Genomic DNA, 25,024 nt, shown 5'->3' with positions numbered 1-25,024 from the left:
GTAATGCCTTCTTTTCCTCACCGGATTTGTTTTGGTAAAGAGGTGCCCTCTACCCCTGTACCCATCGATCAAACGAATGACCTGGAATTCTTTCTGCAAGGATTGCGGCATTTCACTCTTGGCCCATTGACCATAACAGTGGTTCGATTTTCATCAAAACTTAGTTCATCCAAAGAGGTTTCCATTCCAAAATCAAAACCTTGAAAAAAGCCCTCCAACTTGGCTCAACACTATCTGGATTCACTAAATACTTATCATATAACTCTGAAAAAAAAGAGGTATGGGCGGTATTCAAAAAGGAATATTTATCCATGAATTACTTTCTGTATATTTAGAATAAATTTGAACAAAAATACAACATTTACGATATCTAACGGAAGAATGTTATGTATTATTGAAAAAAGTTGAACTTTAAAACAAAATCTGTTAATGAGGGTGTCAAAATTAATGTTTACGGGAATAATTCTTCTTTTTTACAACTTTTGTAACAGCCAAAATTCCGTTAAAAACTCCGATTTTTGGAACCATGTAAGGTTTGGAGGCGGAATAGGACTAGGTTTCACTAACAATGGCTTTAATGGATCAATTTCCCCAAGTGCAATTTACCAGTTCACCGACCAATTGGCCGCTGGTACAAGTTTAAATTTCAACTATTCCAAATTCAACGACAACAAGTTCTTGGCTTATGGGGGTAGCATGCTATCTCTTTACAACCCAATTCCTCAATTACAATTGTCCACTGAATACGAACAATTACGCATAAACCGTACCATTGCCACTTCTACAAACAGTATATCCGATAATTATTGGCTTCCCGCATTTTTCATAGGCGCCGGTTACAGTACACGTAATATTACTGTTGGCCTACGTTATGACCTTTTGTTCAACGAACAAAAAAGTATATATGCAAACGCATTGATGCCATTTGTTCGAGTATACTTTTAATTTTATTTACCTTTCAACACCAACCAAACCAACCAAACCAACCAAAATGAACACATTAAAAAATAGGTATCTTTCCCTAGACGTATTTAGGGGTATGGATGTAGCCCTAATGATCATAGTAAACTCCCCCGGAAATGGGGATACCAGTTTTGGGATTTTAAAACATGCCGTATGGAACGGATTTACCCTTACCGACCTAGTTTTCCCAACCTTTTTATTCGTTGTGGGAAATGCTATGAGCTTTAGCATGAAAAAATACCAAACCATGGGAAATGCGGCATTTCTAAAGAAAATTTTTAAACGCTTTGCTATTATATTTCTTTTAGGCTTTCTAATGTATTGGTTTCCTTTTTTTGAAGACGGACATTTAAAACCAATATCCGAAACCAGAATTTTTGGAGTGTTACAACGTATTGCTTTATGTTATTTAATTGCTGCCGTGCTAATACATTATTTCAAGACAAGAACGGTAGTTATCTTCAGCTTCGCCTCGCTCATAATATATAATGTAATACTGGTGGTATTTGGCGATTTGACATTGACGGGCAATGCCGTATTAAAACTGGACAAATTGCTTATTGGCCCTAGCCATATGTATCACGGCAACGGAGGGGTGGCTTTTGACCCTGAAGGATTGTTAAGCACCTTGCCTGCCGTTGTAAACGTTATTGCAGGATACCTAACAGGGAAATTCATTCAAAATAAAGGACAGCATTTTGAAACGGTAGCCAAACTTCTTATGATAGCGGCACTGTTGATTGTAGCAGGATTTTCTTGGCACCAAATAATACCATTCAACAAAAAACTTTGGTCAAGCTCCTTTGTATTGCTAACATGTGGTATAGACCTTGTCATTATCGCTATCCTAATGTATTTATTGGATATGTCAAAACCGGGCAAATGGACCTACTTTTTTGAAGTGTTTGGAAGAAATACGCTGTTCATCTATCTTTTGTCCGAACTCTTTATAATTTCTTTGGCAGAAATAAAAACTACTGGTACTACGGCCTATAATTGGATAGCCGATAATATCTTTATCTCAATTGCCGGCAATTATTTTGGCTCGTTATTATTTGCTTTATGGATTATGTTGACCTGTTGGTTGATAGGATATATAATGGACAAAAAAGGAATTTACATTAAAGTTTAGGAAGCTTAAATACTATATATTAAGGTATAATCTATTGATAAGTATTCTTATACCAAACCTTTTGGTATTCCCGTTTTAGAATCAAAAAGGTGACTTGGGCGGCAACCTCAACCGGATCTGTAATTTTTATATGCTTAAAATCGCGTTCCGGAACGTCTATGACATACAACAAATTAAGATAATCTGGAAAACGCTCCATTAACAAAACGTATACTTTTTCCATTATAATGGAAACATACGCCTTTAATTCAACATCAGATGATATTTGTAAAGGAACATTGGCCAAGATAAAATCCTTTTTAATTTGTTTTTGTAATTGCCCTTGCAATTTTTGCTCTTTGGTCAATTGCAATAATTCTGTGCTATTATTTACATTAATTCTCATTAAAAACAATCTATAGCTTGGCGGCTATTGTTTATAGATTACACCCTCTTTCATAACAAATATTACATTGGTCAAGGTTTCCACATTTTCTATTGGATTAGCATTGACCGCTATAATATCCGCAATAAAACCTTCCTTTATCAAACCTAATTTACTTTCTCCTAACAGTTTGGCGTTGGTGATGGTTGCAGACCTTAACGATTCTATAATTGGCATACCTGCTTTGACCATATATATAAATTCCTTTGCGTTTTCTCCATGTGGCGATACTCCGGAATCCGTACCAAAAGCAATATTAACCCCCTTCTTATAAGCTTTGGCAAATGTCGCTTCTAATTTAGGACCTATTTCCAAAGCTTTCTTGGCTACTACGGGCGGCAGATAGTTTGGAATTTCAGCCAATCTAGCAGCCTCCTTTCCAGCGGATAATGTTGGTACCATATAAGCATCATATTCCACCATTAAGCCCATGGTCTCCTCAGACATTAAGGTGCCGTGCTCAATGGTTTTTATACCTCCTTTTATTGCCCTTTGCATACCTTCATCTCCATGGGCGTGAGCAGCGGTAAGCATACCATAGTCCTTTGCAGTTTCTGTAATCGCCTTAATTTCCTCAAGGGTAAATTGTGGATTCTGTCCATTTTTTGCCACACTTAATACCCCGCCAGTTGCAGTGATTTTAATTACATCCGCACCATCCTTATAGCGCTGTCTAACCGCTTTCCTTCCATCTTCGGGAGAATTAACGACCCCCTCGTTTGGCCCTGGATCACCCATTAAATCCTTACGCGTACCATTGGTAGGATCTGCATGACCCCCTGTAGTTGCCAAGGACTTGCCGGCAGTAAATATTCTTGGTCCTACGACTATTCCTTTATTTATGGCATCCCTTAATGAGATATTTACCCCTGATCCACCTAAATCCCTAACGGTAGTAAATCCGGCCATTAAAGTTCTTTTTGCATAGACAGTAGATTGAAAAGCAACATCTGCCTCGTTCTTGGTAAATCTTTCCAAATAGCGCGAAGGGCTGGACTCGCTCTCAATATGTACATGCATATCAATAAAACCTGGTAATATGGTTTTATCCTTTAAGTCAATAAGTTCATCTGAGGATGACCCCGTAACAAATCCATTTTCTATTCCCTTAATTTTGTTTCCCGATACAATAATTGTCTTTTCCGACAGTACCTTGCCAGATTCAATATCCACGATTTTTCCACATTGTAAATAGGTATCCTGGGCATTGATCAATGCAAAAGTCAATAATGATAAAAATGTAAAAATAGTTTTCATATGCAGCGAGATATAAATTAAATAAGGGGAAATATAGCTATATTTCCCCTTATTTTTAGTGCAAAATCCATTAAATTCAGTCTCTTATCTTCTGTTCCCATACCCATGCAGATTTCATGGCCTCATCCAAAGTATATTCAGATTTCCAACCTAAAATCTCATTTGCCTTTGTAGTATCCGCATATGCAGTGGTAATATCGCCAGGTCGCCTATCAACTACTTTATAATTTAATTTTTTTCCGGATACACGCTCAAAACTTTGTATAGCCTCTAAGACTGAACTCCCTGTACCCGTGCCCACGTTGAACACTTCGTAATTATCAGCATTTTTTCCATCCAATAAACGCTCCAGGGCTACCACATGCGCTTTTGCCAGGTCGACCACATAAATATAATCTCTTATACATGTACCGTCCTTGGTAGGGTAATCATCACCAAAAACAGCGAGTTGGTCCCTTAGTCCAATACCTGTTTGCGTGATAAAGGGCACCAAATTTTGTGGAACACCTTTTGGCAATTCTCCAATTTCAGCACTAGGGTGTGCACCCATAGGATTAAAATATCTTAGGGCAATGGCATTTAGTCCAGGGGTTACCTTACAGGTGTCCGCTATAATTTCCTCGCCCATTTGCTTGGTATTGCCGTATGGGGATTCTGCGACCTTTACCGGTGCGTCTTCCGTAATTGGCATTTTATCGGCCTGTCCATAAACCGTGCAGGATGAACTAAAGATAAAGCTAGCCTTGTTCTTCTTGCACAGTTCCTTTAAAATATAGACCAACGTACCTATGTTGTTCTCATAATATAATAGCGGTTTTTCAACACTTTCACCAACCGCTTTGGACGCCGCAAAATGTATAACACCTGCTACATCTTGATGTCTTTTAAAGAAATCCTCTACTTTATCCTTCTCCTTTAGGTCAATCTTTTCAAATTCCGGCCTCTTACCTGTAATGGTCGTAATGCCGTTTAAAACTTGTTCATCAGAATTGGAGCAATCATCGATAATGACCACCTCAAACCCTTTTTCCTGAAGCTCAACAACGGTATGAGAACCAATAAAACCTAATCCACCTGTAACTAATATTTTCATTTAATTCTATTTCTGCGTTGTTCAAAAGTAAGAAACCTGATTGCTATTCGTTAACAAACCCGATAACCATATCCGTAATATGGTTAATCTGCTCACTATCCAATTCTGTGTGCATTGGTAAGGAAATGACTTCCGTAACCAATTGATTGGTTACCGGAAAATCCTCTTCCTTATAACGCTCATCTGCATATGCCTTTTGTCTGTGTAGGGGAATAGGGTAATAGACACCACAAGGTATATTGTTCTTGTTTAAATATTGAACCAGAGCATCTCGCCTACCATTCGTAATACGTAAGGTATATTGATGGAATACATGACATTCACAGATGTCACAAATACCTTCACAATGGGTAACCGTTTTTGGCGTAATAATATGTTTTTGACCTTCAAATGCCTTTGAATAGGCACGTGCCGCATTTCTTCTTGATTCGCAATAACCATTTAACCTGGGTAATTTTGCGCGTAATACAGCAGCTTGGATAGCATCTAACCTAGAATTGACCCCTACCACATCATGATGATATCTTTCATACATACCATGATTTACAACACCCCTAATTATGTGTGCCAAATCATCATCATTAGTGAAAATAGCACCACCATCCCCGTAACAACCCAAGTTTTTGGAAGGAAAAAAAGAGGTGGCGCCTACGTGCCCTATGCCACCAGCCATATATTTAGTGCCGTCACTGGCATAGTACTTTGCCCCTATTGCTTGTGCATTATCTTCAATTACATATAAATTATGCTTTTTGGCTAAAGCCATTATAGCATCCATATTGGCACATTGACCAAATAAATGAACAGGTACAATTGCCTTTGTTTTAGGAGTTATGGCCTTCTCAATAGCCTCAACATTAATATTAAAAGTATCTGGATAAACATCAACCAAAACAGGCGTTAACTGCAAAAGTGCAATGACCTCTACAGTGGCGGCAAATGTAAAATCTGCTGTAATGACCTCGTCACCGGGCTTTAATCCCAGACCCATCATAGCAATCTGAAGAGCATCCGTACCATTGGCACATGGAATGACATGTTTTACATTTAAATAATCTTCAAGTTCTTTTTGAAACGCATGAACTTCTGGGCCGTTGATAAATGCAGAGGTTTCCAAAATTTCAGCAATGGCTGTATTTACCTGCTCCTTAATTTCTTGGTATTGCCCGTTAAGGTCTACCATTTGTATCTTTTTCATTCTATGGAATTACGTGAAGTCTTACAAAAATACGAAACGGCCGACACTAATTTTATCGAAAGAAACGTAATTTAGCGCAAAAGTAACAGTTTGTCCTTTCTCTACAATCTTATCGGCATTATCGCTACCGGTCTATTGGCACTGGCAGCACCCTTTAGTGCCAAACTTGCACTTTTTGTAAACGGTCGTAAAAAAAGTATAACGCTACTAAGAAATAACATCGCCAAGAACGATCGTACTATTTGGATACATGCGGCATCATTGGGAGAATTTGAACAAGGGTTACCAATCATAGAGCAATTAAAAAAGGATTTTCCTTTACATAAATTGGTTCTTAGTTTTTTTTCCCCTTCTGGTTATGAAGTCAAAAAAAACAGTAACGTTGCTGACGTCATTTGCTATTTACCAATAGATACCAAACATAACGCCTCAGAATTTATTAAAGCGGTGAATCCGGAGTTGGCCATTTTTATCAAATATGAAATTTGGCCCAATTATCTAAGGATGTTGAACAAACAGAATATACCTACCATTTTAGTTTCCGCACTGTTTAAAAAAGAGCAGATCTATTTTAAAAAGTACGGATCGTTTATGCGAAAAGCACTTGCTAATTTTACGCATTTCTTTGTTCAGAACACAGATTCAAAAACCTTATTGTATTCAATTGGCCATAACAATGTTAGTATAACTGGAGACACAAGATTTGACAGGGTTATGAAAATACTAAAACGCAACAATAATTTGACTTTCATGGATACCTTTACAAAGGGCAAATTTTGTTTCGTAGGTGGCAGTACGTGGCCAGAAGATGAAGAACTCGTCACCGCCTATATCAACCAAAGTAAATTGCCCATAAAATTCATTATTGCCCCACATACCGTTAAAGCTTCCCATATAGATTCAATTAAAAGGGCCATACTGAAACCTACAATTTGTTATTCAGAACTTAAAGACGCGCAAATACAAGACTATGATGTCCTTATTATAGATACCATAGGATTACTTACCAAAATATACAGTTATGCGGACATTGCATATGTGGGCGGAGGCTTCGCCACAGGATTACACAATACATTGGAACCTGCGGTTTTTGGCATACCGGTCCTCATTGGGCCTCATTATAAAGGATTTATTGAAGCTGAAAATTTAGTTGCGGCTAAAGGAGTTCTCCCCGTACACACTTTTAAAGATTTTAAATTCAACGTAGATCGTTTTTTTGAAGATATTGACCTACGCAAGAATACAGGATCAATTAATAAAAAATTCATTCATCAGGAAAGCGGAGCTACCGATAAAATTATGGCAACAATACATCCCTTACTTCTAAATAATGTTTTTAAAACGGAAGGATAATCTTTAAAAATAGGTCGATGAAAAATATATAGATCAACCTATGGATGCTTTTTGCATAATACTACTTTACAAAGATAATTTTCAACTTTGGTCGATTTATCCACTTATTCCACAGCAACTTAGCCCATAATTCATATCTTGAGTACAGAAATATAGAATTATGATCATGGAAAAAGAAATTACAGCAGGAGTTAAAATGCTAAATGGATTTTTAAAATTGATGATTGCCTGCCTGATAGGTATTTTAATTGCAATACCCCTTGCAGGATTGGCAGACTGGTTTGGATGGATTTAAAAAATTTAGCCATTATTACGATAATCTACCCAGCTAAAATTTAAGAGCTTCGGTCAAAAGTTCGATATAATGCTACGTATCTCCGTTTATGTACCATATAGATTTCATCTCACCACAATAAAGTAAGGCTTTACATCTAATTTGTAGGACTTTACAACATTTACACGATTAAATTTGGAAATATCGGCTAACTTTAAGATATATAACTTTAAAGTAGGTAATGTTATGAACGATTTATCATTTAAAACGGGGGTAGATACTTATCTATCCATTCTCATTATTGCAATGAACGCATTTTTGGCGGTAGTTGCGGTAGGATCTTTTTTAGCCCTTATAGGGATTGTTTAACTTTTAACACATAGCCCATATTGTTAAAAAAATTACATTAAAAAAGCCCCTTAACAGGGGCTTTTTCATTTTGTTATTTTATGGTCATTGACCTAATTCTTTACTTTTGCTTTCTTCTTGGTTTTTTTCTTCCAAATATCTAACATATCTAAGGAGAAAGGAATTGTTTGCCAAACCGTTGGATAAAATTTTATATTTTTCATGTTTTAAATTCTTAGCAATTATACATGACAAAGGTTTAAAACATATATTTTTTATAAATCAATATATTTATCCAGTTTATGTGCTATTTTACCCAAAAATACACCAATTAACATGAAATTAAGAAATAATTTCACTTTTTAATAAGATTAAAAGCATTTATTTGAACAAACTATAGTCACTATGAAATAGCAAGATATGACCACTATTCTTTCTTGTTAATTAATAATCTTTGCCAAGTTTTATACGCAGACACCATGTCTTTGTTCAATATTGTAGGCTCGTATTTTTTAAAGCATTAAAATTAAGCTTTAGGTAGATCACTAATTTCTTTCCAGTATTCCGCACCCATACCGGCGATCAGGGCCGCACCCCTTGCAGAAACATCGGAAATTACAATATTAGTAACCGGTCTTTGCAGTACATTTGCCAAAAATTGCATTAAAAAACCATTGGCCGTAATACCTCCATCTACCCGAAGTTCTCTTAGTGTTAACAACATTCATTTTAGTAAGTTCATCTGGGTATGCCTGTATTAGAACAGGAACATTCAAATTTGATAGTTTAAGCGTATCTGCAACACCTTTTTCATCTGTAAAAATTGGCAGCAGTACTAATACCCCAACAATCTCATTGGCATGTTTTTTAAAAAGCTCAGTACATTTTTGAGCTTGCTTGAATGTTTCTACACCGCCAAGTTTGGTGTCGGTACTATCCAATAAAATAGGTTTTAAATTTAATTTTGAAAATACCTCTATGATTTCCACACGTGCTTTTTCCACTAAACTATCCGGGAAGAAATCACGATTACCGATAATTATGCCAATACTTAACATTGATGATTTACTATTCATTTATAATTTGTTTATAACCAAGGCAATTAGGCCAAAATCACTTCAATTTCATTATCCTTAAACACTTCCTTGCCCTTATCCTCCATTCCCGAGTCGGTAATAATAAAGTCTATCAAGGATAGTGCACCTAAACTAGCAAGGGCACTTTTACCTATTTTAGTGCTATCTGCAACCAAATACGTTATATCCGCGGCATCTATCATGGCCTTTTTTACAACTAAATCACTGATGTTCGGGTAGGTCAGCCCTGCTTTCAATGAAATTCCTGCCGTGGCCAAAAACAGCTTCTGCACATTTAATCCCTTGAAAAAATCTGCCGCTTTCTGGCCTGTTAAGGACAACGTTGGCGGCTTAAATTCCCCTCCGGTCATAATTACTTCAATATCCGGCTCCGTTCCCAACATCATTGCTATATTTAATGCATTTGTAATGACTGTTAGGTTTTTATAGCCTACAAGTTTTTTTGCTATTTCCGTTGTAGTACTACCGGAATCCAAAATAATGGTATCACCAGGCTCAATGAATTCCAAACACTTTTGCGCAATGATCTCTTTCAATTCCATGTTCTCTTGGTTGACCAAGGAGAAATTGCGAACCTGGTCCCCCATATTCTTTAAAAAAGCACCACCATGCTCTCTAATAATCAAACCCTGAGCCTCTAACTTTTCCAGATCTTGGCGGATGGTCACCTCGGTCACTTTAAACAATTTAGCGAGGTCCACTACTTTTGCGGAACCATCTTCATTTAAGAACTCAATAATCTTCTCCCTTCTTTTATTCGGTAAGTATGCCATATTTTTATAAATAGTAAATTTTCATAAATATAAACAAACTTACCTGCTTAGATTCCGCATTTTGCAATAGGATTATTTTTACTTTTTAACTTTGACGATTATGATTCTACATTAATAATTACACGCTCATATCTTGTAAGGGCAGGACTTCCTTGATCCGTAACTTCTAAAATGACATGCATTGTTCCCAACCGGGCACCTTTTGGAACGACCAAATAAGCTTTGGCGCTATGGTCATTTTCTATGTTAACCGGTATAGCCGTTCTTCCAGAAGATTTGGTAAAAGTGCCAGGCTCACCATAATAGAACCACTTGAACGATAATGTATCACCATCTGGATCAGTAGAGTTTTCCGCATTTCAATCTATACGGTCCCCCACCTTAGCGGTAATCATTTTTTTATTGCTCACTTTTACCACTGGGGGATGATTTGCCTGTTCATAAGGTTTTATGGTCCAATCCATTCTGGCAACAAAATCATTTTGATAAGCTTCTCTCCAACGCCAAATAGTCGCTTTATTATTGGTATGCCAACTACCGTCGTTACCTTCAACCTCATCCTGCGCATTGTTCCATAAAGGCCTGGTTTCTGGTTCCAAAAACCATTTTTCTGTTCTAGGGCGATACAACTCGTACCGACCACCCCAACTTCCCCAATTTGGGTGATCGGGATTTCCAAGACCATTGTTTATCAAATACATAAAACTGGGGGATCGCCCTCCATTAGATAATCCATATGGGGATATTCCGCCCCTAGGGGACCTTTACTTCGTACATGCCGGTCCAGCCAAGGATTATCTACGATTTCAAAATCCGCACCGGCAAACCGCCCATGAAATTTATCTCCACTTATACCGGTCCATGTAGCATGGTGATACCCCCCATAAGCATGAAAACCAGGACTAGCGATATAGAATAAATCTGGAAATGTTTTTCGAAGCCATGGCCCACTATCATCTTGATCGGATATGGTGTAGACCCTGATTTTAGAAACAAATTTATTTAGTTCCGCTTCCGTACGTGTATGCTTTACCTTCCATAATGCCTGAGCCAAACAATTGGACCCTCCCCATACCTGGATCCACACAGGGCGCTCATCATCCTTATCCACCACATTAATAATCCATTCTGAACCTTCAGAATCCATCCCTTCACCTACGGCATTCATTCCATAATCCGCACGACCTTCCTTTACGACCGACCTCAAATAATCTACTTCTGGATAGTCAGGTTCATGTAGCAATAGATTTTTCCTAACCTTTGCATACGCATCCAAGATTTCATAAATACGCCATGTTGCAATTTCATTTTTTTGATGTACGGAGGTTGTTGCCACTAATCCCTCAACATCCCATTGATTGGCATACGTTAAAAACCTTACCAAAGACATGGCATCATCCGGTTCATTCTCAATATCGGTAAGCACCAACACCCTTTGCCTATCTGTACCGGACTGGGCTTTCATAACCGTTACAAACGGTGACAGCATGCTTAAACAAACAAAGAAACCAAAGCGAAGATGTCTCATAATAATTACGTTAAATCATCTTTGACAATCTAATTACTGTCTTAATAGTGATGACGGACAAACGAAAATATTAAAAAATACCAATATTGTTTACTATTTTTTTCGTTTTTTTTCTTTTTATTTTTATTCCTTGATTTTATTAATCTATTCTACAAAAGTGTTTAATACCAATATTTAAATTAAATTGATAAGATGGCATTACACAGTTCAATCGATATCAAATACAAAAAAAGCCATTGAATTAAATTCAATGGCTTAATTATTAAAATTAGTGCTAACTATTGGTAGACCCTAACATAATCCACTTCCATAGTATCTTCTGTAAAAGCAGGGTCTATTGCCCCACCAAGTGTGCCGCCCACAGCAATGTTCATAATTAAAAAGAAATCGCTATTAAACGGTGTAGTATCAGAATTCACCAGGCTATTATGAACCATTTCCCCGTCTACAACAAACTTTATACTATCTGGCGTCCATTCTACGGTATAATTATGAAATTCCGTAGTAGCAGTAGGAACAGAAGTAGCCCCCACTACGGCAGTACCTCCAAAGTTTCCAGGATAATGCAAAGCACTACTAATGGTATTGCTATTATTACCTACGTGTTCCATAATATCAATTTCACCACATGCTGGCCAACCTACTTCATCAAAATTAGCTCCTAGAGCCCATAAAGCTGGCCACGTACCGCCGGCAGAAGGCAGTTTTGCCCTAATTTCAACCCTACCATACGTAAACTCAAACAAGTTTTCAGATTTAATCCTTGCAGAGGTGTACGCAGCATTACCAGTTGGACTTTCACCAAAATCAAAAAACAATACCACCCTATCATATGTAAAGGCCGGAGCAGCACTTAGATCAAAAGACAGTGTCTCCCAACTTTCTACTACAGATGTTGTTGCATCTACCTCATAAAATTCTTGGGCATTGGCCTGGTTTTCCAGTTTTAATCTAACCACTGCCCCAACTGCCGGAGACCAAGTCTTTATTTCCATATTTGTATATGTACTAAGATCTAAAGCAGCATCCACATCAAAAAACGAACCTGCCCATACTTCGGCTCCATTATTCTTTGTGGATTCAGCTACCGTTACAGATGTATTTTCGCCAGAGGCATCAGGGTTTTCTATGACAGCTGTTGCCGCCCCACCAAAATCCGTGAAGACTGGCGCTGCACCTTCAAAATCCTGCACCACTGAAGTAGACCCACCGGCCGCGACCAAGGTAACATCATCATAATAATATTGAACACCACCACCACTACCGGTGCCACGTGCGGTAATCTTTAACACACCATCTTCGACAATTACATTTTCAGGACTATCCGTATATTCCTGTGCCTCGCCATTTCCCCAGCCACCTGCACCGAGGTCGAACGTCCAATTAGCCGGATCCGGAGCTCCATCCGTATCAAATTCGTCTGACCAGACCAAATTGGTATATATAGTCTCTAAGCTCTCTTCTTCCCCACCTGTTGAAGGAGCAGCCGTAAAACGAATATACCATGCAAGGTCAGGATTCATAGAATCATATGTTCTAACATAAAGCAAATCTTCGCTGAGCGATAAAATTTCATACGTTGAAGAACCTACATAATAACTCATAAAACCACCATCGGAAAATTCCATTTGCATTCCAGTTGTTTCGGCCTCTGGCACATTGCCCTCAACCGCAGAAAAAGTCACTTCTTTTTCCCCACTAGTATCAAAATCATAACAGTAATCCTCATCTGCGGTTCCACCAACAACAGCTTTATGACCAACATTGAAGAATGTTTGACCTTTATTATCCAAAACATAAGTTACCTCACCACTACTATTAACGGTAAACGTCAATTCGTCATCACAAAAACAATCTGATATTTCACTTCCACACTTCTCAAATGCTTGGGCAGAATACCATTTAGGATACCACCAATCACCATCAATTCCTTCCCTAGCCGGACCCAAGCCCAAATGGCCGGGCTGCGCAGCAGCAAGAAACCAAGTTTTGGAACTTCCGTCTGTTATTAAATTGACCAAATCTGAATTCATAGCAGGTACATCCACCGTAACCTGTAAGGTTTCCGTTAGGGTAGAACCATCAAATCCAATAACCGTAACAGTTACGGTATAGGTATTTTCACCAGTAGTAGAATATGTTTTAGAGATATATCCAGTTAAGGACTCTCCAGTGGTACCATCACCAAAATCATAGGTATATGATTTAGCACCGGTAGCGGTTGGTTTAAAAGTGACAATTCCTGAGCCATCATCACTTACTTGAGATGTTACCGCAAGGTTAGAAAGCGGTCCAGGATCAAAGCTATCGTCGTCCTCACAACTGACGAACACCATAAGTAATGCCACAAACATGTACATTAAGTTTTTCATAATCTAATTTGTTTTTTGGAGTTAATAAGTACTATTTAAACTACCATTAGACCAATAATGAAAACATTTCCGGTATAGGTCATATTTATAATAGTTTCAACTGCAAATTAATAGTCATATTTATGAAATCCTAAAAATTTACCCCTACAAAAAACATACATCTCAAAATATAACGGTCAAATAAATAAAATCATCAATAAAATACACAAAACAAGGAATATTGCCATATAAATTATGAGAAGTTTTAAAACAGTTGTTGTGGTAATGTTGTGGTGAATTTTGCTTTTGATGTGGAATTATAAACTCATTATATAATCGGTGAGTCCTTCTTCATGTAACAAATTCATTTTTTTGCGAAGACGATATCTTTTTACCTCTACACTTCTAAGCGATATATTTAATAACGGAGCAATTTCCTTAGAAGATAAATTTAAACGCAAATAGGCACAAAGACGTAAGTCATTTGAGGACAGTTCAGGATGAAGGCTTTTAATTTTTTTTAGAAAATCCTTATCCGCATTATTAAATGCATTTTCAAAGAATTTCCAATCATCCTCATTGTTTATATTCCGGTCTATTGTTTTTATTACCGATTTAATCTGTGCATTTACCGGACCATCCTTTAATTTATCCTTAATTGCATTTAGAAATTCATTTTTCTTGATAATACTCATAGTAGAAATAGCCAACTCCCTATTTTTGCTTTCTATCAAATCTTGCAGCTGTTCGTTTTTAATTTGAATAATTTTCTTTTGCGCCTTTAACTTTTTTCTCTTTAACCGTTTTTTGTTCGCTTTTAAAATTTGTTCTTGTTGTTTTTTGTAAAAGCTTTTATATAGCTTATGAACCACTATTAAAAGGAGTAGACCCAATAATACATATATAATTATTACATAAATTGAAAGATACCAAGGTCTTTCAATTTTAAAATTATACGTAGCGACATTATCTACAAGTGCATTACCAACTTTAGCCCTTATCTGTAAGGTGTAGTTCCCAAATGGTAAATTTTTAAAAGAGACTTCCGGTACCGTTGACCAGCTACTCCAATCCGTATATAATCCATCTAATTTATATTGGTAATAAACCTCGGTAAATTTGTCGTATTCAGGAACATTGTATTGAAATTTCAGGTTGTTCTCGGTATAATCAAATAGCGTATTATCCTTTATAGGTATATGAATACTAGGCGCATCATAAAATTCCTTGGAAATCGAAGTTACTGAGACTGAATATGATTTTGGCAAAACTTTATCCAAATTAAGGGTAACATAACCATTTGAAGTACCTATTAAATAGGTTTGGTCACCTAGACCCACAATAGATTCAAAACCCACAACTCCCATACCGTTTCTGAAAAATTTTGGAATGGGTATTTTAACCTGTTCCGGACTGCCGTTCATTATACCGGGAGATACATTAATGATATTATCATTGGAAAAACCCCATAACCTTTCGTTATTATCCGTTGGTTTAAGTACGCCAATAATAGCATCGTCATTTTCAAAAAATTTGCTGTTCAAAACTGTATCCCTAAGAAATTCATTGCCGTTCTTGTCGTACTTAAAAACCCCATTGACAGTAGTATAAATTAAATCATCATGATAGGCTACCAAACTAGACCCCGTACCTTTAGAATCTTTTTGCTTTACGGACAAAACCTTAGTGTAATCTGAATTCAACCTAACATCAAAAATACCTTTGTAATCATGGTTTACCAATACTTGATGGTCATCTACGAATTCAAAAAACCTACTTGAACTTTCAAATCCATCAATTACATTTTCAAAAGTCCAATCATTGCCTACTTTTTTCAAAACACTTAAACCTTCATAATTTCCCTGCAACAATAAATTCTCAGTACCGGGCATAGGATGAATATCCCATGTACCAGGGTAATCGGAAATTTTCTCAACCGTATTCTCCCTCACAACGAACGTTCCGGTATGATGCCCACAAAACAAGGTGCCGTCAATATTCTTCAACAACCAAACTTGGCCCTGTGTACCTTCAATACGTTTAAATTTATCCGTATTGGACCTGTAAAACAACCCCTGGTTAGTGCCCAAGTAAAGAACATCCTTATATAAAATTGCCGTATAAACCACACCCAACTCGCCCACATGGTCTACATATTCCCTAAATGGCGTTTCAAGATTAATTACACTAAGTCCATTGTCCAGTCCTAACCATAAATTTTTGTCCATATCTTGGTACATGGACAAAACAGTATTGTTATGAATACCTTGTTCCTGGTCTATATGCGCGGTAACTATACCCCGCTTATCGATAATAAATAGTCCTTTTGAAATGGTACCCAAAACAATAGAACCATCGTGCAATTTTAAAGTACTATAAACTTTTATGTTAGGTAATAAAGAATCATTGGCCGTTGCCCATTTTTCCAACTTATTGCCCCTGAGCAAATAACACCCATGTTGCTCCGTAATCAATAAAATTGCTTGTTGAAACGAAAATGCACCAATTACAATATCATTTTTTAAAATATCATCATCGGACACCAAAACAGACCTGCCATTTTCCACGGTAAATAGTCCTTTTCCAATGCTTTGAAAATAAATTCTTCTATCGACTTCAAATAATGTTGCCCTAGTCGTTTTGGCATTTATAATATCAATAGTACCATTTTTAATGTGATAACTATAGATGCGGTCCAAGGAACGGAACAGTACCCAATCATTAAATTGTGTAATGGTCCAGAAATGCTCATCCTCTTCTATAGGCTGGGTCAATTTTGAAGAAATGGAAACATACTCCAGTTGACCTAATGCATCTCTTGTCCAATATCCAAATTCCATATAACAACCCGTATAAATACGGTCACCAATAACCCTTACGGATTTTAAAGGGGTGCCGTTTGGGGATGGATATAATACCCATTTCGTTCCATTATACATTAACAGCCCGCTATTGTTCGCAATATAAATACTCTTATCCTGGCCCTGTGATACGCCCCAATTTTGATTACCTGCTGCATAGGTTAAAGGTGCATAGTTTTGAATTGGCGGCAGGTCTTGCGACTTAACGCCCCATATTGCCATATATAGGAGAAACCAAAATATAGGTTTTAATACCATTTGTAGGGGACTACATTGTTTAGTGAGACTTAAATATAAGATTTTTATAACCAGACCAACCTTTAATGATTTTTAGTCAAAATAATGACGGGAATTACAGACTTGATTTTAAATTGGATACAATAAACTAACCGGATAAATAGAAACCAATGAGTTGTTATTATTTACGATTATTTTCATTTACTTTGTTTTACTATATTTGAGGATTACGGTAAGACACATTACCCACAACCAATAAAGGCGTCACCTTTAGAATCAACTTATGAAACAGATACTCCTATTTTTTGCCATTATTAATTTTACAAACTTTGGCATTGGTCAGTCGCTTCCAAAGGAACGTGTAATTATCCTTTCGGATATTGAGGCAGATCCAGATGACACACAGTCTTTTGTTCGTCTGTTCCTATATACCAATGAAATTGATATTAAGGGTATGGTAGCGACTACATCTTGTTGGCTACAGCATAAAATAAATCCGGAATCTTTAAGGAAAATTATTAAAGCGTATGATGAAGTACACCTAAACCTACTAAACCATGATAAAAATTATCCAACCGCATCCACCTTGAACGCTCTAGTAAAAAATGGCTTACCAAAATATGGTATGACCGGCGTAGGACCGGGTATGGACTCTGAAGGTTCTGATTGGATCATTAAAATTCTGGAGGAAAAAGATGACCGTCCATTATGGATTTCCGTTTGGGGAGGCGTTAACACCTTAGCCCAATCCTTACACAAAATCAAGAACACTAAAAGTGCCAAAGAGGCAAAGCGGCTTATTTCAAAATTAAGGGTGTATACGATATCCGATCAAGATGACAGCGGTATTTGGATTCGGAACAATTTTCCGGATTTATTCTATATCGTTAGTCCGGGTGATGAATATAGCCAAGCAACCTGGACAGGAATTAATGCCTATATAAAAGGTATTGATAACACCACAATTAGCAACAAATGGCTTGCCGATAACATTCAACAAAACCATGGACCGTTGGGCACCATTTATCCTGATGTTGCCTGGGGCGTTGAAGGAGACACCCCGGCATTCCTTTCCTTGATACCCAATGGACTTAATATTGCCGAACATCCGGAACTTGGTGGCTGGGGAGGTCGCTATGAATTGTACAAGCCAGATTTTTCAAAGACCAAAGAAGGAGGATCAATTGTAACCATAGCGCCAGAAACCAGACCAATTTGGACCAATGCCATTGATAGCTACACGCCGCATGTCCCCAAGGATTACGGTAGATCGGTACGACCGGACACAATAACATTTACAGGTTATAAGGAAACTTTATGGCGCTGGAGGGATGATTTTCAAAATGACTTTGCAGCCCGTATGGATTGGTCCATAATGAGCTTTGAAGAAGCCAACCATCCACCGACCGTAATATTGACCCATCCTGACGAGCTAACCGTAAAATCCGGCGAGGGCTTTATGTTGGATGCTTTTGATTCTACCGATCCAGATGGTGATAATTTAAGCTTTTTATGGTTCCAGTATCCTGAGATTAGCTCCTATAAAAAGGTGATAAACATGGGGGCCAATAATGTACATTTAGTAAACTTGACCGCGCCAGAAGTGTCAAAAAAAGAAACCCTGCATTTTATCGTTAAGGTTTCTGACAAGGGTTCGCCATCTCTAAGCAGATATAAGCGTGTAAAGGTTACTGTACTACCCAAATAGTCGGAAATACAATTACTGCAGGACAAGTGCCATAAAACCCTCCTTATACGCCCGCCCAAGAGGTAAATGAACGCCGCCCTTTAGAAAAACTTGGTTGCCATTGATCTTGTGAATTTTGGCCATATTGATGATATAGGATTTGTGGATACGTACAAATCTATTCGCGCCCAAAAACTCTTCCCAATACCGTAAGGGTTCTTGGGATAAATATTTGCGTGTTTTGGTAATTATTTCGGTATAATCGGCATCGGACTGAATATATTCAATGTCATACACATCAACCTTTATATGTTCATAACCGGATTTGATAAATATATGTTCCAAAGCGTGTTCTTCCTTATCTTTTAAAGAATTTGCCATTTGGGTATTATTCTTTGTAGGCACTTTGGAAACTGCTTGCACAAATCGTTCAAAGGAAAATGGTTTTAAAAGATAATCTACTACATCATATTCATAACTTTCAAGGGCATAGTCCGCAAATGCGGTAGTCAAGATAATATTGGGTCTATGCTTAAGCACCTTTAGAAATTCAATTCCAGAAATTTTAGGCAAGTGTATGTCCAAAAAAATTAAATCAATAGCTGTACGCTTTAAAAATTCCAATGCCTGCAGCCCATCTGCAAATGTGCCTTTTAACTCCATGTTTCCAAAATCGGCAATGTACTTTTTTAGCACACGCTGTGCCGGTGGTTGATCTTCAATAATAATACAATTGATCATAATTTTGCCCTTGTTAGCTGTAACTTCAAATGTACGTAATAAACATCCTGCTCATTTTGGATATGTAGATCGTGCGCATTGGAATAAAGCAACTCTAACCGTTTTTTTACATTTTTCAATCCTATTCCGCTAGATAGATTTTCCGTATTCGCCAGTGACAAAAAGGAATTTCTACATTCAAAATTCAACATGCCATTTTCATTAATATCTATGTTAATGTCGATAAAAATATTGTCAGATTGACTAGCGGTACTATGTTTAAAGGCATTTTCTATAAAGACCGATAGTATTAAAGGCGCAATGACATACTCTGTTGTATTGCCGTGCATGCTAAAGGAAACCTTACCCCTTTCCTCTATCTGCATTTCATTAAGCTTTGTAAAATTTTTAAGGTGGGCTATTTCCTTTTGAAGGCCTACGTAATTCTCTTTGCAATCATACAGCATATAACGCAATACAGATGAAAGCTCCAAAATAATAGAAGGAGTTTTTGGGGACTGTTCAATGGCGTACGAATAAAGATTGTTTAAATTATTGAACAAAAAATGTGGGTTGATCTGGGACTTTAAAAACAGGAGTTCACTTTGAACAACGGATGTTCGCAGTTCTTCAACCTCCAATTGTTTTTTAGAGGCATCCCAGGCAAACTTAAAACCTGCCAGAATAAGGATAACGGGCATAACGTCTAGCAAACTATAAACGATACCGGGAAAATGTTGACCTCTTGAAAATGGATAAAAAATACGCTCCAACACCAACTCCTCCACCATTATTATAACAGCTATGACAAGCATTACCAATATAAAGAACAAAAGATATTTTTTAGTATAAAAAAAACGGGGCAACAATATATAATTGATAAGTAAAGCGCCCAATGCATAATTTAAAAAGGCAAAGATGTTAAATGCGGGTATTTCCGGTTGGTTCTTATCAAAAGAAAAAAATAAGAACAATACGATATGTAGTACCAATTGAAATATAACTTCCTTTGAAATACTGTTCAAAAATGAAAATTTTGGCCCCATGTATTAAAAATACCCAATTACGTAAAATAACCGTTAATAAAACCGCCATCGACAGTATTAGCAAGGTAAACACCAATAATTAAAAATGTCGTTTGCACTATAACCTAGGTCGTTTGCAGAAAATTAATTTCATTAATGTAATCTTTACACCAACTTTGATTAAAATCAACTCAAATTATGCGTAAACAAGTTTTAATAATTATAATTCTAGGTTTCATTATTGGAAGTCCGCTCACCTTTGCACAGGAAGTTACAACGACCATAACGGGTAAGGTCATTGAGGAAAATGGTGGCGGACCAATTGAATTCGCAACGGTGCTAGTAGGTAATCCCAAAGATCAGAAACCAATAGTAGGAACCACCACTTTAGAGGATGGGAGCTTTATTCTGGAAACCGATGCTCAAAATTTTTACATTGAAGTAAGTTTTATTGGTTTTACCACAAAGCAATATGACAATCCACAAATAAATAATGCAAAAATAGATTTGGGAACGGTGACCTTGGCAGAAGATTCACAACAATTAGATGAAGTCGTCGTAGAAGGAGAGGTATCACAGACCACATTTAAGTTAGACAAAAGAATTTTCAATGTAGGAGCAGATTTGAGCAGTACTGGCGCAAGCGCGTTAGAAGTATTGAACAATGTCCCCTCCGTTAATGTGAACATTGAAGGACAAATTAGTTTACGGGGCAGTCAAGGAGTACAAATGCTGATCAACGGCAAACCTTCGGTAATTGCCAATGAACAGGGCAACGCCTTGGGGACATTGACAGCAGATATGATAGAGCGCATAGAGGTGATTACGAATCCGTCCGCGAAATATGATGCGGAAGGTACTTCGGGCATTATAAACATAGTATTGAAAAAAGAGGAAAAAAAAGGTTTAAACGGCGCAGTTACTTTAAATACGGGAGTTCCCAATAATCACAGTATAGGTTTAAGTTTAAATAGGCGCACAGAAAAATTTAACCTATTTAGCCAAATGGGATTTGGCCGAAGAACCTTCCCAAGCGATAATGAAACAGAAAACCGCAATTTATCGGACAACACATATATTACCAGTAATGGGGAAAGCGATAAAAATGAAACCTTTTTCAATCTCATCCTAGGCACCGACTATCATATCAATGATTTGAACGTAATTACGTTATCCGGAAATTTTGCTTATGAATGGGAAAAAGAAACTTCAGATGCCTTGTTCAGTACTTTTGACACCTCTAATGAGCGCACGGATGCATTTAACCGTAACGAACTTACAACGGCCACCAACCCAAAATACTCCTATGAGCTCCAATACAAAAAAGACTTTGAGGGCAATGAGGAGCAATCATTACTTTTGAGTGCCACAGGAAACCTTTTTGCCAAAGACCAGTCATCAGATTTCATCAATACCATTGTTTTTGGTGCCGGTGATGATATGCAACAACGATCCCGTACGGATTTTAGTCAAGCGGATTATACGTTTAAGGCAGACTACACACACCCTTGGGCAGAAAAATACACCCTTGAAACTGGGGCACAGTACCAAATAAACGATGTTGAAAATGATTTTGCCATTAGTGATTTTGACGGTACAGGATTTATTGAAAATCCAGATTTGACCAATGTTTTTGAATGGACACAAAAAGTATTGGGCATATATGCCACTACGGCTTATGAAAGTGATGCTTGGGGGCTTAAATTAGGGCTTAGATTTGAGGATACCGACCTTGCTACCCTATTAAGGAATACCAACGAAAGCAATGACCAGAACTATAATAATTTATTTCCCAGTGGCCATACCTCCTATAAATTCAGTGACAACCTATCATTACAGGCAGGGTATTCAAAGCGGATATTTAGACCTAGAATGTGGGATTTGAATCCGTTTTTCAATATTCGCAACAATTTTAGCATACGCACCGGAAATCCTAATTTACAGCCAGAATTTACCGATAGTTATGAGATTACAAGTATTTATAAAATTGGTAAGGTTTCTATGAACTTTGGTGTCTTTTATAGGCATACGGAAGATGTTGTAGAACGTATTGTAGCGTTTGAGGACAATGTAAGTATTTCCAGGCCGGAGAATATTGGTATTAACAATACAACAGGAATTGAGTTCAATGCAAAATACATACCTACCAACTGGCTTTCCTTTACCAATGACTTTAATTACAGTAGTTTTAAAAGAGATGGTGACTTTGAAGGCAATTCGTTTGATTTTAAAGGCGACCAATGGTCTACCAGATTGACCAATAAAGTAAAGTTACCGGCAGACTTTGATTTGGAATTTATAGGCCAGTACCAATCTGGCTATAGAACGTTGCAACAGGAAATTGCGGACAATCTATTTATGGATTTTGGGGCGCGCAAAAAGATTTTTAAGGGAAAGGCCATTTTGAGCCTTAGCGTTAGAGATGTATTTGCTTCCCGTATAAGAGAAAGCATTACCAACCAACCTGGCTTTTATTTGAGGGATTTTAGCCAGCAAGGTCGTTTTATAACCTTTGGTGTTAGTTTTGGCTTTGGCAAAGGTGAGGCAATGGAATTTTCCGGTCAGAAACATTTTTAAAGAATGCTTATAATCATAGGTTGTAATTATATTCCTAGGTAAGTGCCAATTTTGACTTAAAATTTTAATTCTATAGAAATATTTAGGAACTTCACTACTTCTATTAGGATTGAAATGGTAAGCACAGAAGCAAAACTTAAGGAGCGTATTAAGGAACTTACTTGCCTATACGAAGTAACTTCCATCATAGTAAATTCAGACTACAGTCAGTTGCACACTTCGTTAGAGGCGATTACATTTTGTTTGAAAAAGGCATGGCAGTTTGAAGATGATACCGAAGTGTTGTTGCAAAGTGGCGATTATGATATTAAGACAGATGGATACCATAATGAAATGGTATACCTTAAATCTAATATTAGGGTATTCAACGAAGTCTCCGGTTTTATTAAAGTGGGGTATCCAAAGAAAAAATATAAACAGACCGATTTTTTGGTGGAAGAGGAAAAACTGCTTGAGAATGTAGCTTTGGCCGTAGGCAATCTATTGGAACGAAAACAAGTACATGATAGTGAGGCCGCTATAAAAAGACAGGTTGAAAGGGCGGATAGACTACATATTTTAGGGGAGATCACCGCTGGTATAGCCCATGAGATCAATACGCCGTTGGCCAATATTCTAGGGTTTACGGAACTTTTAAAGGAACGTATTACCGATACCGACGCTTTGCGCGATCTTAATAAAATTGTGGACAATGCTATTTTTAGCCGTGAAGTGGTCAAAAAATTAATGTTTTTTGCTTGTGAAATGCCACAGCAAATGAACGTAATACAAGTTATTCCTTTAATAGAGGATGTATTGAACTTATTGGGCCCCTCTATACGGACAAAAAACATTCAATTGGTCAAATCCTTCAGTCATCAGGACATTGCATTACGTGCAGATAATGTACAGTTGACCCAAGTACTGTTTAATTTGATCATGAACGCAATTTATTTCTCACCAAAAGGAGGTAAAATTGAAATTAACCTAAAAAAAGGAACAAAGTATATAACCCTCCGTATTACCGATGAAGGTTCGGGAATTGCTTTGGAAAACGAGGACAAGGTTTTTGAACCATTTTTTACCACAAAGCCCCTTGGTGAGGGTTCAGGATTGGGACTAAGTGTCGTACATGGCATCATTAGTAGTCATAAGGGTACCATAACGCATGGCAAGAACCATCCCCAAGGCACTATATTTACCATATCTTTTCCTAAATTACCATAATGGCACTGCGCAAAGAAAATATATTGCTTGTAGATGATGACTTAGATATTCTAGAGTTGTTACAACGGCATTTACAGTCTATGGACTATCACATATTTAAGGCGGTATCCGTTAAACAGGCGCTCTATATCTTAAAAGATACATTTATAGACCTTTTGATAACCGATATCCAGATGCCAGAAGTTGACGGTTTACAATTGGTACGGTTTGCAGACGAGCATTATCCAGATATTCCAAAATTGGTCATTACCGGCTACCCATCCGTAAACGGCGCCCTAGAAGTTTTTAAATCCGGTGCTACGGATTATCTTACCAAGCCTTTTACCAAGGATGAACTAAAACAGGCCGTAGACAAATCATTAAAGGGCAAAATTAGAAAAGATGCCCCTAAAGCATTGACCATTCCACATAAGGGCAAGGGGTATGCAGAAATGATAGGCTCTTCCCCCGCCTTTCAAAAAATAACGGATATCATTGACCGGTAAAAGATAACAAGGCAACCGTTTTGATAAATGGAGAAAGCGGCACCGGTAAAGAGCTGGTTGCTAGGGCCATTCATTATTCAGGAACATTTTCCAGGGCATCATTTATACCGGTCAATTGCGGGGCCATACCGAAAATTTATTGGAAGCGGAGCTTTTTGGTTATATAAAAGGAGCTTTCACCGGAGCCAATGAAAACCGAAATGGATTTTTTCAGGCAGCAGAAGGGGGTACACTTTTTCTGGATGAAATTGGTACGGCACCACTCTCCGTACAGACCAAACTATTAAGGGCCATTCAAGAAAAAGAAATTACAAAAATAGTTCTCGTAAAGTAGAAAAAGTAGATATACGAATCATAGCGGCAACCAACAGTAACCTTCAAGAGGCCATAGCCCAAAATGAATTTAGGGAAGACCTCTATTATCGGTTAACCGTT

At 37.4% G+C, this 25,024-nt stretch carries 19 protein-coding genes and 4 pseudogenes; 9 read left to right on the top strand and 14 right to left on the bottom strand.

All coding sequences use genetic code 11. The features are described from left to right. Positions 1–313: pseudogene (locus Q2T41_RS19820) on the bottom strand (2-oxoglutarate dehydrogenase E1 subunit family protein); the annotation flags it as partial. A 116-nt stretch (positions 314–429) separates the two neighbouring features. On the opposite strand from Q2T41_RS19820, the gene Q2T41_RS19815 reads away from it, so the two are divergent. Beyond that, positions 430–945 carry an alpha-ketoglutarate decarboxylase gene (locus Q2T41_RS19815; RefSeq protein ID WP_304436329.1) on the top strand — a complete coding sequence of 172 codons (516 nt, stop codon included), beginning with the start codon at positions 430–432 and terminating at the stop codon, positions 943–945. 46 nt (positions 946–991) lie between these two features. Continuing rightward, the gene (locus Q2T41_RS19810; protein WP_304436328.1) at positions 992–2,095 is read left to right on the top strand and encodes an acyltransferase family protein; all 1,104 of its coding nucleotides are present in this window, start codon (positions 992–994) and stop codon (positions 2,093–2,095) included. A gap of 31 nt (positions 2,096–2,126) precedes the next feature. Here Q2T41_RS19810 and Q2T41_RS19805 read toward each other — a convergent pair whose 3' ends face one another. From Q2T41_RS19805 to Q2T41_RS19790, 4 genes are all read right to left on the bottom strand, one after another. Next, positions 2,127–2,480 (bottom strand): hypothetical protein, encoded by a 354-nt coding sequence (locus Q2T41_RS19805; RefSeq protein WP_304436327.1) that lies wholly within the window; start codon positions 2,478–2,480, stop codon positions 2,127–2,129. A gap of 24 nt (positions 2,481–2,504) precedes the next feature. After that, a complete protein-coding gene (locus Q2T41_RS19800; protein WP_304436326.1) occupies positions 2,505–3,776 on the bottom strand; it encodes a metal-dependent hydrolase family protein in 1,272 nt (423 codons plus the stop codon). Positions 3,777–3,852: 76 nt separating this feature from the next. Continuing rightward, positions 3,853–4,869 carry a UDP-glucose 4-epimerase GalE gene (gene galE, locus Q2T41_RS19795; RefSeq protein ID WP_304436325.1) on the bottom strand — a complete coding sequence of 339 codons (1,017 nt, stop codon included), beginning with the start codon at positions 4,867–4,869 and terminating at the stop codon, positions 3,853–3,855. 43 nt (positions 4,870–4,912) lie between these two features. Further along, positions 4,913–6,067, bottom strand: coding sequence for a DegT/DnrJ/EryC1/StrS family aminotransferase (locus tag Q2T41_RS19790; RefSeq protein ID WP_304436324.1), 1,155 nt, complete (start codon positions 6,065–6,067; stop codon positions 4,913–4,915). A 90-nt stretch (positions 6,068–6,157) separates the two neighbouring features. Here Q2T41_RS19790 and Q2T41_RS19785 point away from each other — a divergent pair, with 90 nt between their 5' ends. The 3 genes from Q2T41_RS19785 to Q2T41_RS19775 all read left to right on the top strand — a co-directional run bounded on the left by Q2T41_RS19785 (position 6,158) and on the right by Q2T41_RS19775 (position 8,063). Further along, complete coding sequence (locus tag Q2T41_RS19785) at positions 6,158–7,420, top strand: 3-deoxy-D-manno-octulosonic acid transferase (RefSeq protein ID WP_304436323.1); 1,263 nt, start codon at positions 6,158–6,160, stop codon at positions 7,418–7,420. Positions 7,421–7,586: 166 nt separating this feature from the next. Next, positions 7,587–7,715, top strand: coding sequence for a hypothetical protein (locus Q2T41_RS19780; protein WP_261375075.1), 129 nt, complete (start codon positions 7,587–7,589; stop codon positions 7,713–7,715). 174 nt (positions 7,716–7,889) lie between these two features. After that, entirely contained in the window at positions 7,890–8,063 is a 174-nt protein-coding gene (locus Q2T41_RS19775) for a hypothetical protein (RefSeq protein WP_304436322.1), read from the top strand. A gap of 505 nt (positions 8,064–8,568) precedes the next feature. Here the strand turns inward: Q2T41_RS19775 and Q2T41_RS19770 are convergent. The 7 genes and pseudogenes from Q2T41_RS19770 to Q2T41_RS19735 all read right to left on the bottom strand — a co-directional run bounded on the left by Q2T41_RS19770 (position 8,569) and on the right by Q2T41_RS19735 (position 16,874). Further along, positions 8,569–8,697, bottom strand: a complete 129-nt coding sequence (locus Q2T41_RS19770; RefSeq protein ID WP_304436321.1) for a hypothetical protein — start codon at positions 8,695–8,697, stop codon at positions 8,569–8,571. Next, positions 8,666–9,118: a hypothetical protein gene (locus Q2T41_RS19765; protein ID WP_304436320.1), complete on the bottom strand. Its 453-nt coding sequence runs from the start codon at positions 9,116–9,118 to the stop codon at positions 8,666–8,668. The genes Q2T41_RS19770 and Q2T41_RS19765 overlap by 32 nt, the downstream gene beginning before the upstream one ends. Before the next feature lie 26 nt (positions 9,119–9,144). Further along, positions 9,145–9,912 (bottom strand): DeoR/GlpR family DNA-binding transcription regulator, encoded by a 768-nt coding sequence (locus Q2T41_RS19760; RefSeq protein ID WP_304436319.1) that lies wholly within the window; start codon positions 9,910–9,912, stop codon positions 9,145–9,147. A gap of 98 nt (positions 9,913–10,010) precedes the next feature. Then, positions 10,011–10,208: pseudogene (locus Q2T41_RS20950) on the bottom strand (hypothetical protein); the annotation flags it as partial. A 63-nt stretch (positions 10,209–10,271) separates the two neighbouring features. Beyond that, positions 10,272–11,302: pseudogene (locus Q2T41_RS20945) on the bottom strand (DUF1593 domain-containing protein). 416 nt (positions 11,303–11,718) lie between these two features. Continuing rightward, positions 11,719–13,812 carry a family 16 glycosylhydrolase gene (locus tag Q2T41_RS19740; protein WP_304436315.1) on the bottom strand — a complete coding sequence of 698 codons (2,094 nt, stop codon included), beginning with the start codon at positions 13,810–13,812 and terminating at the stop codon, positions 11,719–11,721. 296 nt (positions 13,813–14,108) lie between these two features. Next, entirely contained in the window at positions 14,109–16,874 is a 2,766-nt protein-coding gene (locus tag Q2T41_RS19735; protein ID WP_304436314.1) for a helix-turn-helix and ligand-binding sensor domain-containing protein, read from the bottom strand. A 298-nt stretch (positions 16,875–17,172) separates the two neighbouring features. Here Q2T41_RS19735 and Q2T41_RS19730 point away from each other — a divergent pair, with 298 nt between their 5' ends. Continuing rightward, complete coding sequence (locus Q2T41_RS19730; protein WP_304436313.1) at positions 17,173–18,597, top strand: DUF1593 domain-containing protein; 1,425 nt, start codon at positions 17,173–17,175, stop codon at positions 18,595–18,597. 12 nt (positions 18,598–18,609) lie between these two features. Here the strand turns inward: Q2T41_RS19730 and Q2T41_RS19725 are convergent, their stop codons facing one another. Together Q2T41_RS19725 and Q2T41_RS19720 are read right to left on the bottom strand one after the other, a co-directional pair. After that, positions 18,610–19,317, bottom strand: a complete 708-nt coding sequence (locus tag Q2T41_RS19725; RefSeq protein WP_304436312.1) for a LytR/AlgR family response regulator transcription factor — start codon at positions 19,315–19,317, stop codon at positions 18,610–18,612. Beyond that, the gene (locus tag Q2T41_RS19720) at positions 19,314–20,321 is read right to left on the bottom strand and encodes a sensor histidine kinase (protein WP_304436311.1); all 1,008 of its coding nucleotides are present in this window, start codon (positions 20,319–20,321) and stop codon (positions 19,314–19,316) included. Before Q2T41_RS19720 ends, Q2T41_RS19725 begins: the two co-directional genes overlap by 4 nt. 198 nt (positions 20,322–20,519) lie before the next feature. Between Q2T41_RS19720 and Q2T41_RS19715 the strand changes: the two genes are divergently transcribed. The 3 genes and pseudogenes from Q2T41_RS19715 to Q2T41_RS19705 form a co-directional block, all read left to right on the top strand. After that, entirely contained in the window at positions 20,520–22,898 is a 2,379-nt protein-coding gene (locus Q2T41_RS19715; protein ID WP_304436310.1) for a TonB-dependent receptor domain-containing protein, read from the top strand. Between the two features lie 114 nt (positions 22,899–23,012). Then, the gene (locus tag Q2T41_RS19710) at positions 23,013–24,104 is read left to right on the top strand and encodes a sensor histidine kinase (protein ID WP_089259215.1); all 1,092 of its coding nucleotides are present in this window, start codon (positions 23,013–23,015) and stop codon (positions 24,102–24,104) included. Beyond that, a pseudogene (locus Q2T41_RS19705) lies at positions 24,104–25,024 on the top strand (sigma-54-dependent transcriptional regulator); the annotation flags it as partial. The gene Q2T41_RS19710 and the pseudogene Q2T41_RS19705, both read left to right, overlap by 1 nt.

Source organism: Maribacter confluentis (assembly GCF_030505015.1).
GTDB classification, from domain to species: domain Bacteria; phylum Bacteroidota; class Bacteroidia; order Flavobacteriales; family Flavobacteriaceae; genus Maribacter; species Maribacter sedimenticola.
This window is presented reverse-complemented; position numbering and strand designations above follow the sequence as displayed.

Coding starts and splice junctions, on each gene's coding strand:
- Q2T41_RS19760 (WP_304436319.1), bottom strand. CDS start 9,912: ATGGCATACTTACCGAATAAAAGAAGGGAGAAGATTATTGAGTTCTTA.
- Q2T41_RS19780 (WP_261375075.1), top strand. CDS start 7,587: ATGGAAAAAGAAATTACAGCAGGAGTTAAAATGCTAAATGGATTTTTA.
- Q2T41_RS19715 (WP_304436310.1), top strand. CDS start 20,520: ATGCGTAAACAAGTTTTAATAATTATAATTCTAGGTTTCATTATTGGA.
- Q2T41_RS19740 (WP_304436315.1), bottom strand. CDS start 13,812: ATGAAAAACTTAATGTACATGTTTGTGGCATTACTTATGGTGTTCGTC.
- Q2T41_RS19710 (WP_089259215.1), top strand. CDS start 23,013: ATGGTAAGCACAGAAGCAAAACTTAAGGAGCGTATTAAGGAACTTACT.
- Q2T41_RS19800 (WP_304436326.1), bottom strand. CDS start 3,776: ATGAAAACTATTTTTACATTTTTATCATTATTGACTTTTGCATTGATC.
- Q2T41_RS19730 (WP_304436313.1), top strand. CDS start 17,173: ATGAAACAGATACTCCTATTTTTTGCCATTATTAATTTTACAAACTTT.
- Q2T41_RS19735 (WP_304436314.1), bottom strand. CDS start 16,874: ATGGCAATATGGGGCGTTAAGTCGCAAGACCTGCCGCCAATTCAAAAC.
- Q2T41_RS19790 (WP_304436324.1), bottom strand. CDS start 6,067: ATGAAAAAGATACAAATGGTAGACCTTAACGGGCAATACCAAGAAATT.
- galE (WP_304436325.1), bottom strand. CDS start 4,869: ATGAAAATATTAGTTACAGGTGGATTAGGTTTTATTGGTTCTCATACC.
- Q2T41_RS19725 (WP_304436312.1), bottom strand. CDS start 19,317: ATGATCAATTGTATTATTATTGAAGATCAACCACCGGCACAGCGTGTG.
- Q2T41_RS19805 (WP_304436327.1), bottom strand. CDS start 2,480: ATGAGAATTAATGTAAATAATAGCACAGAATTATTGCAATTGACCAAA.
- Q2T41_RS19810 (WP_304436328.1), top strand. CDS start 992: ATGAACACATTAAAAAATAGGTATCTTTCCCTAGACGTATTTAGGGGT.
- Q2T41_RS19815 (WP_304436329.1), top strand. CDS start 430: ATGAGGGTGTCAAAATTAATGTTTACGGGAATAATTCTTCTTTTTTAC.
- Q2T41_RS19765 (WP_304436320.1), bottom strand. CDS start 9,118: ATGAATAGTAAATCATCAATGTTAAGTATTGGCATAATTATCGGTAAT.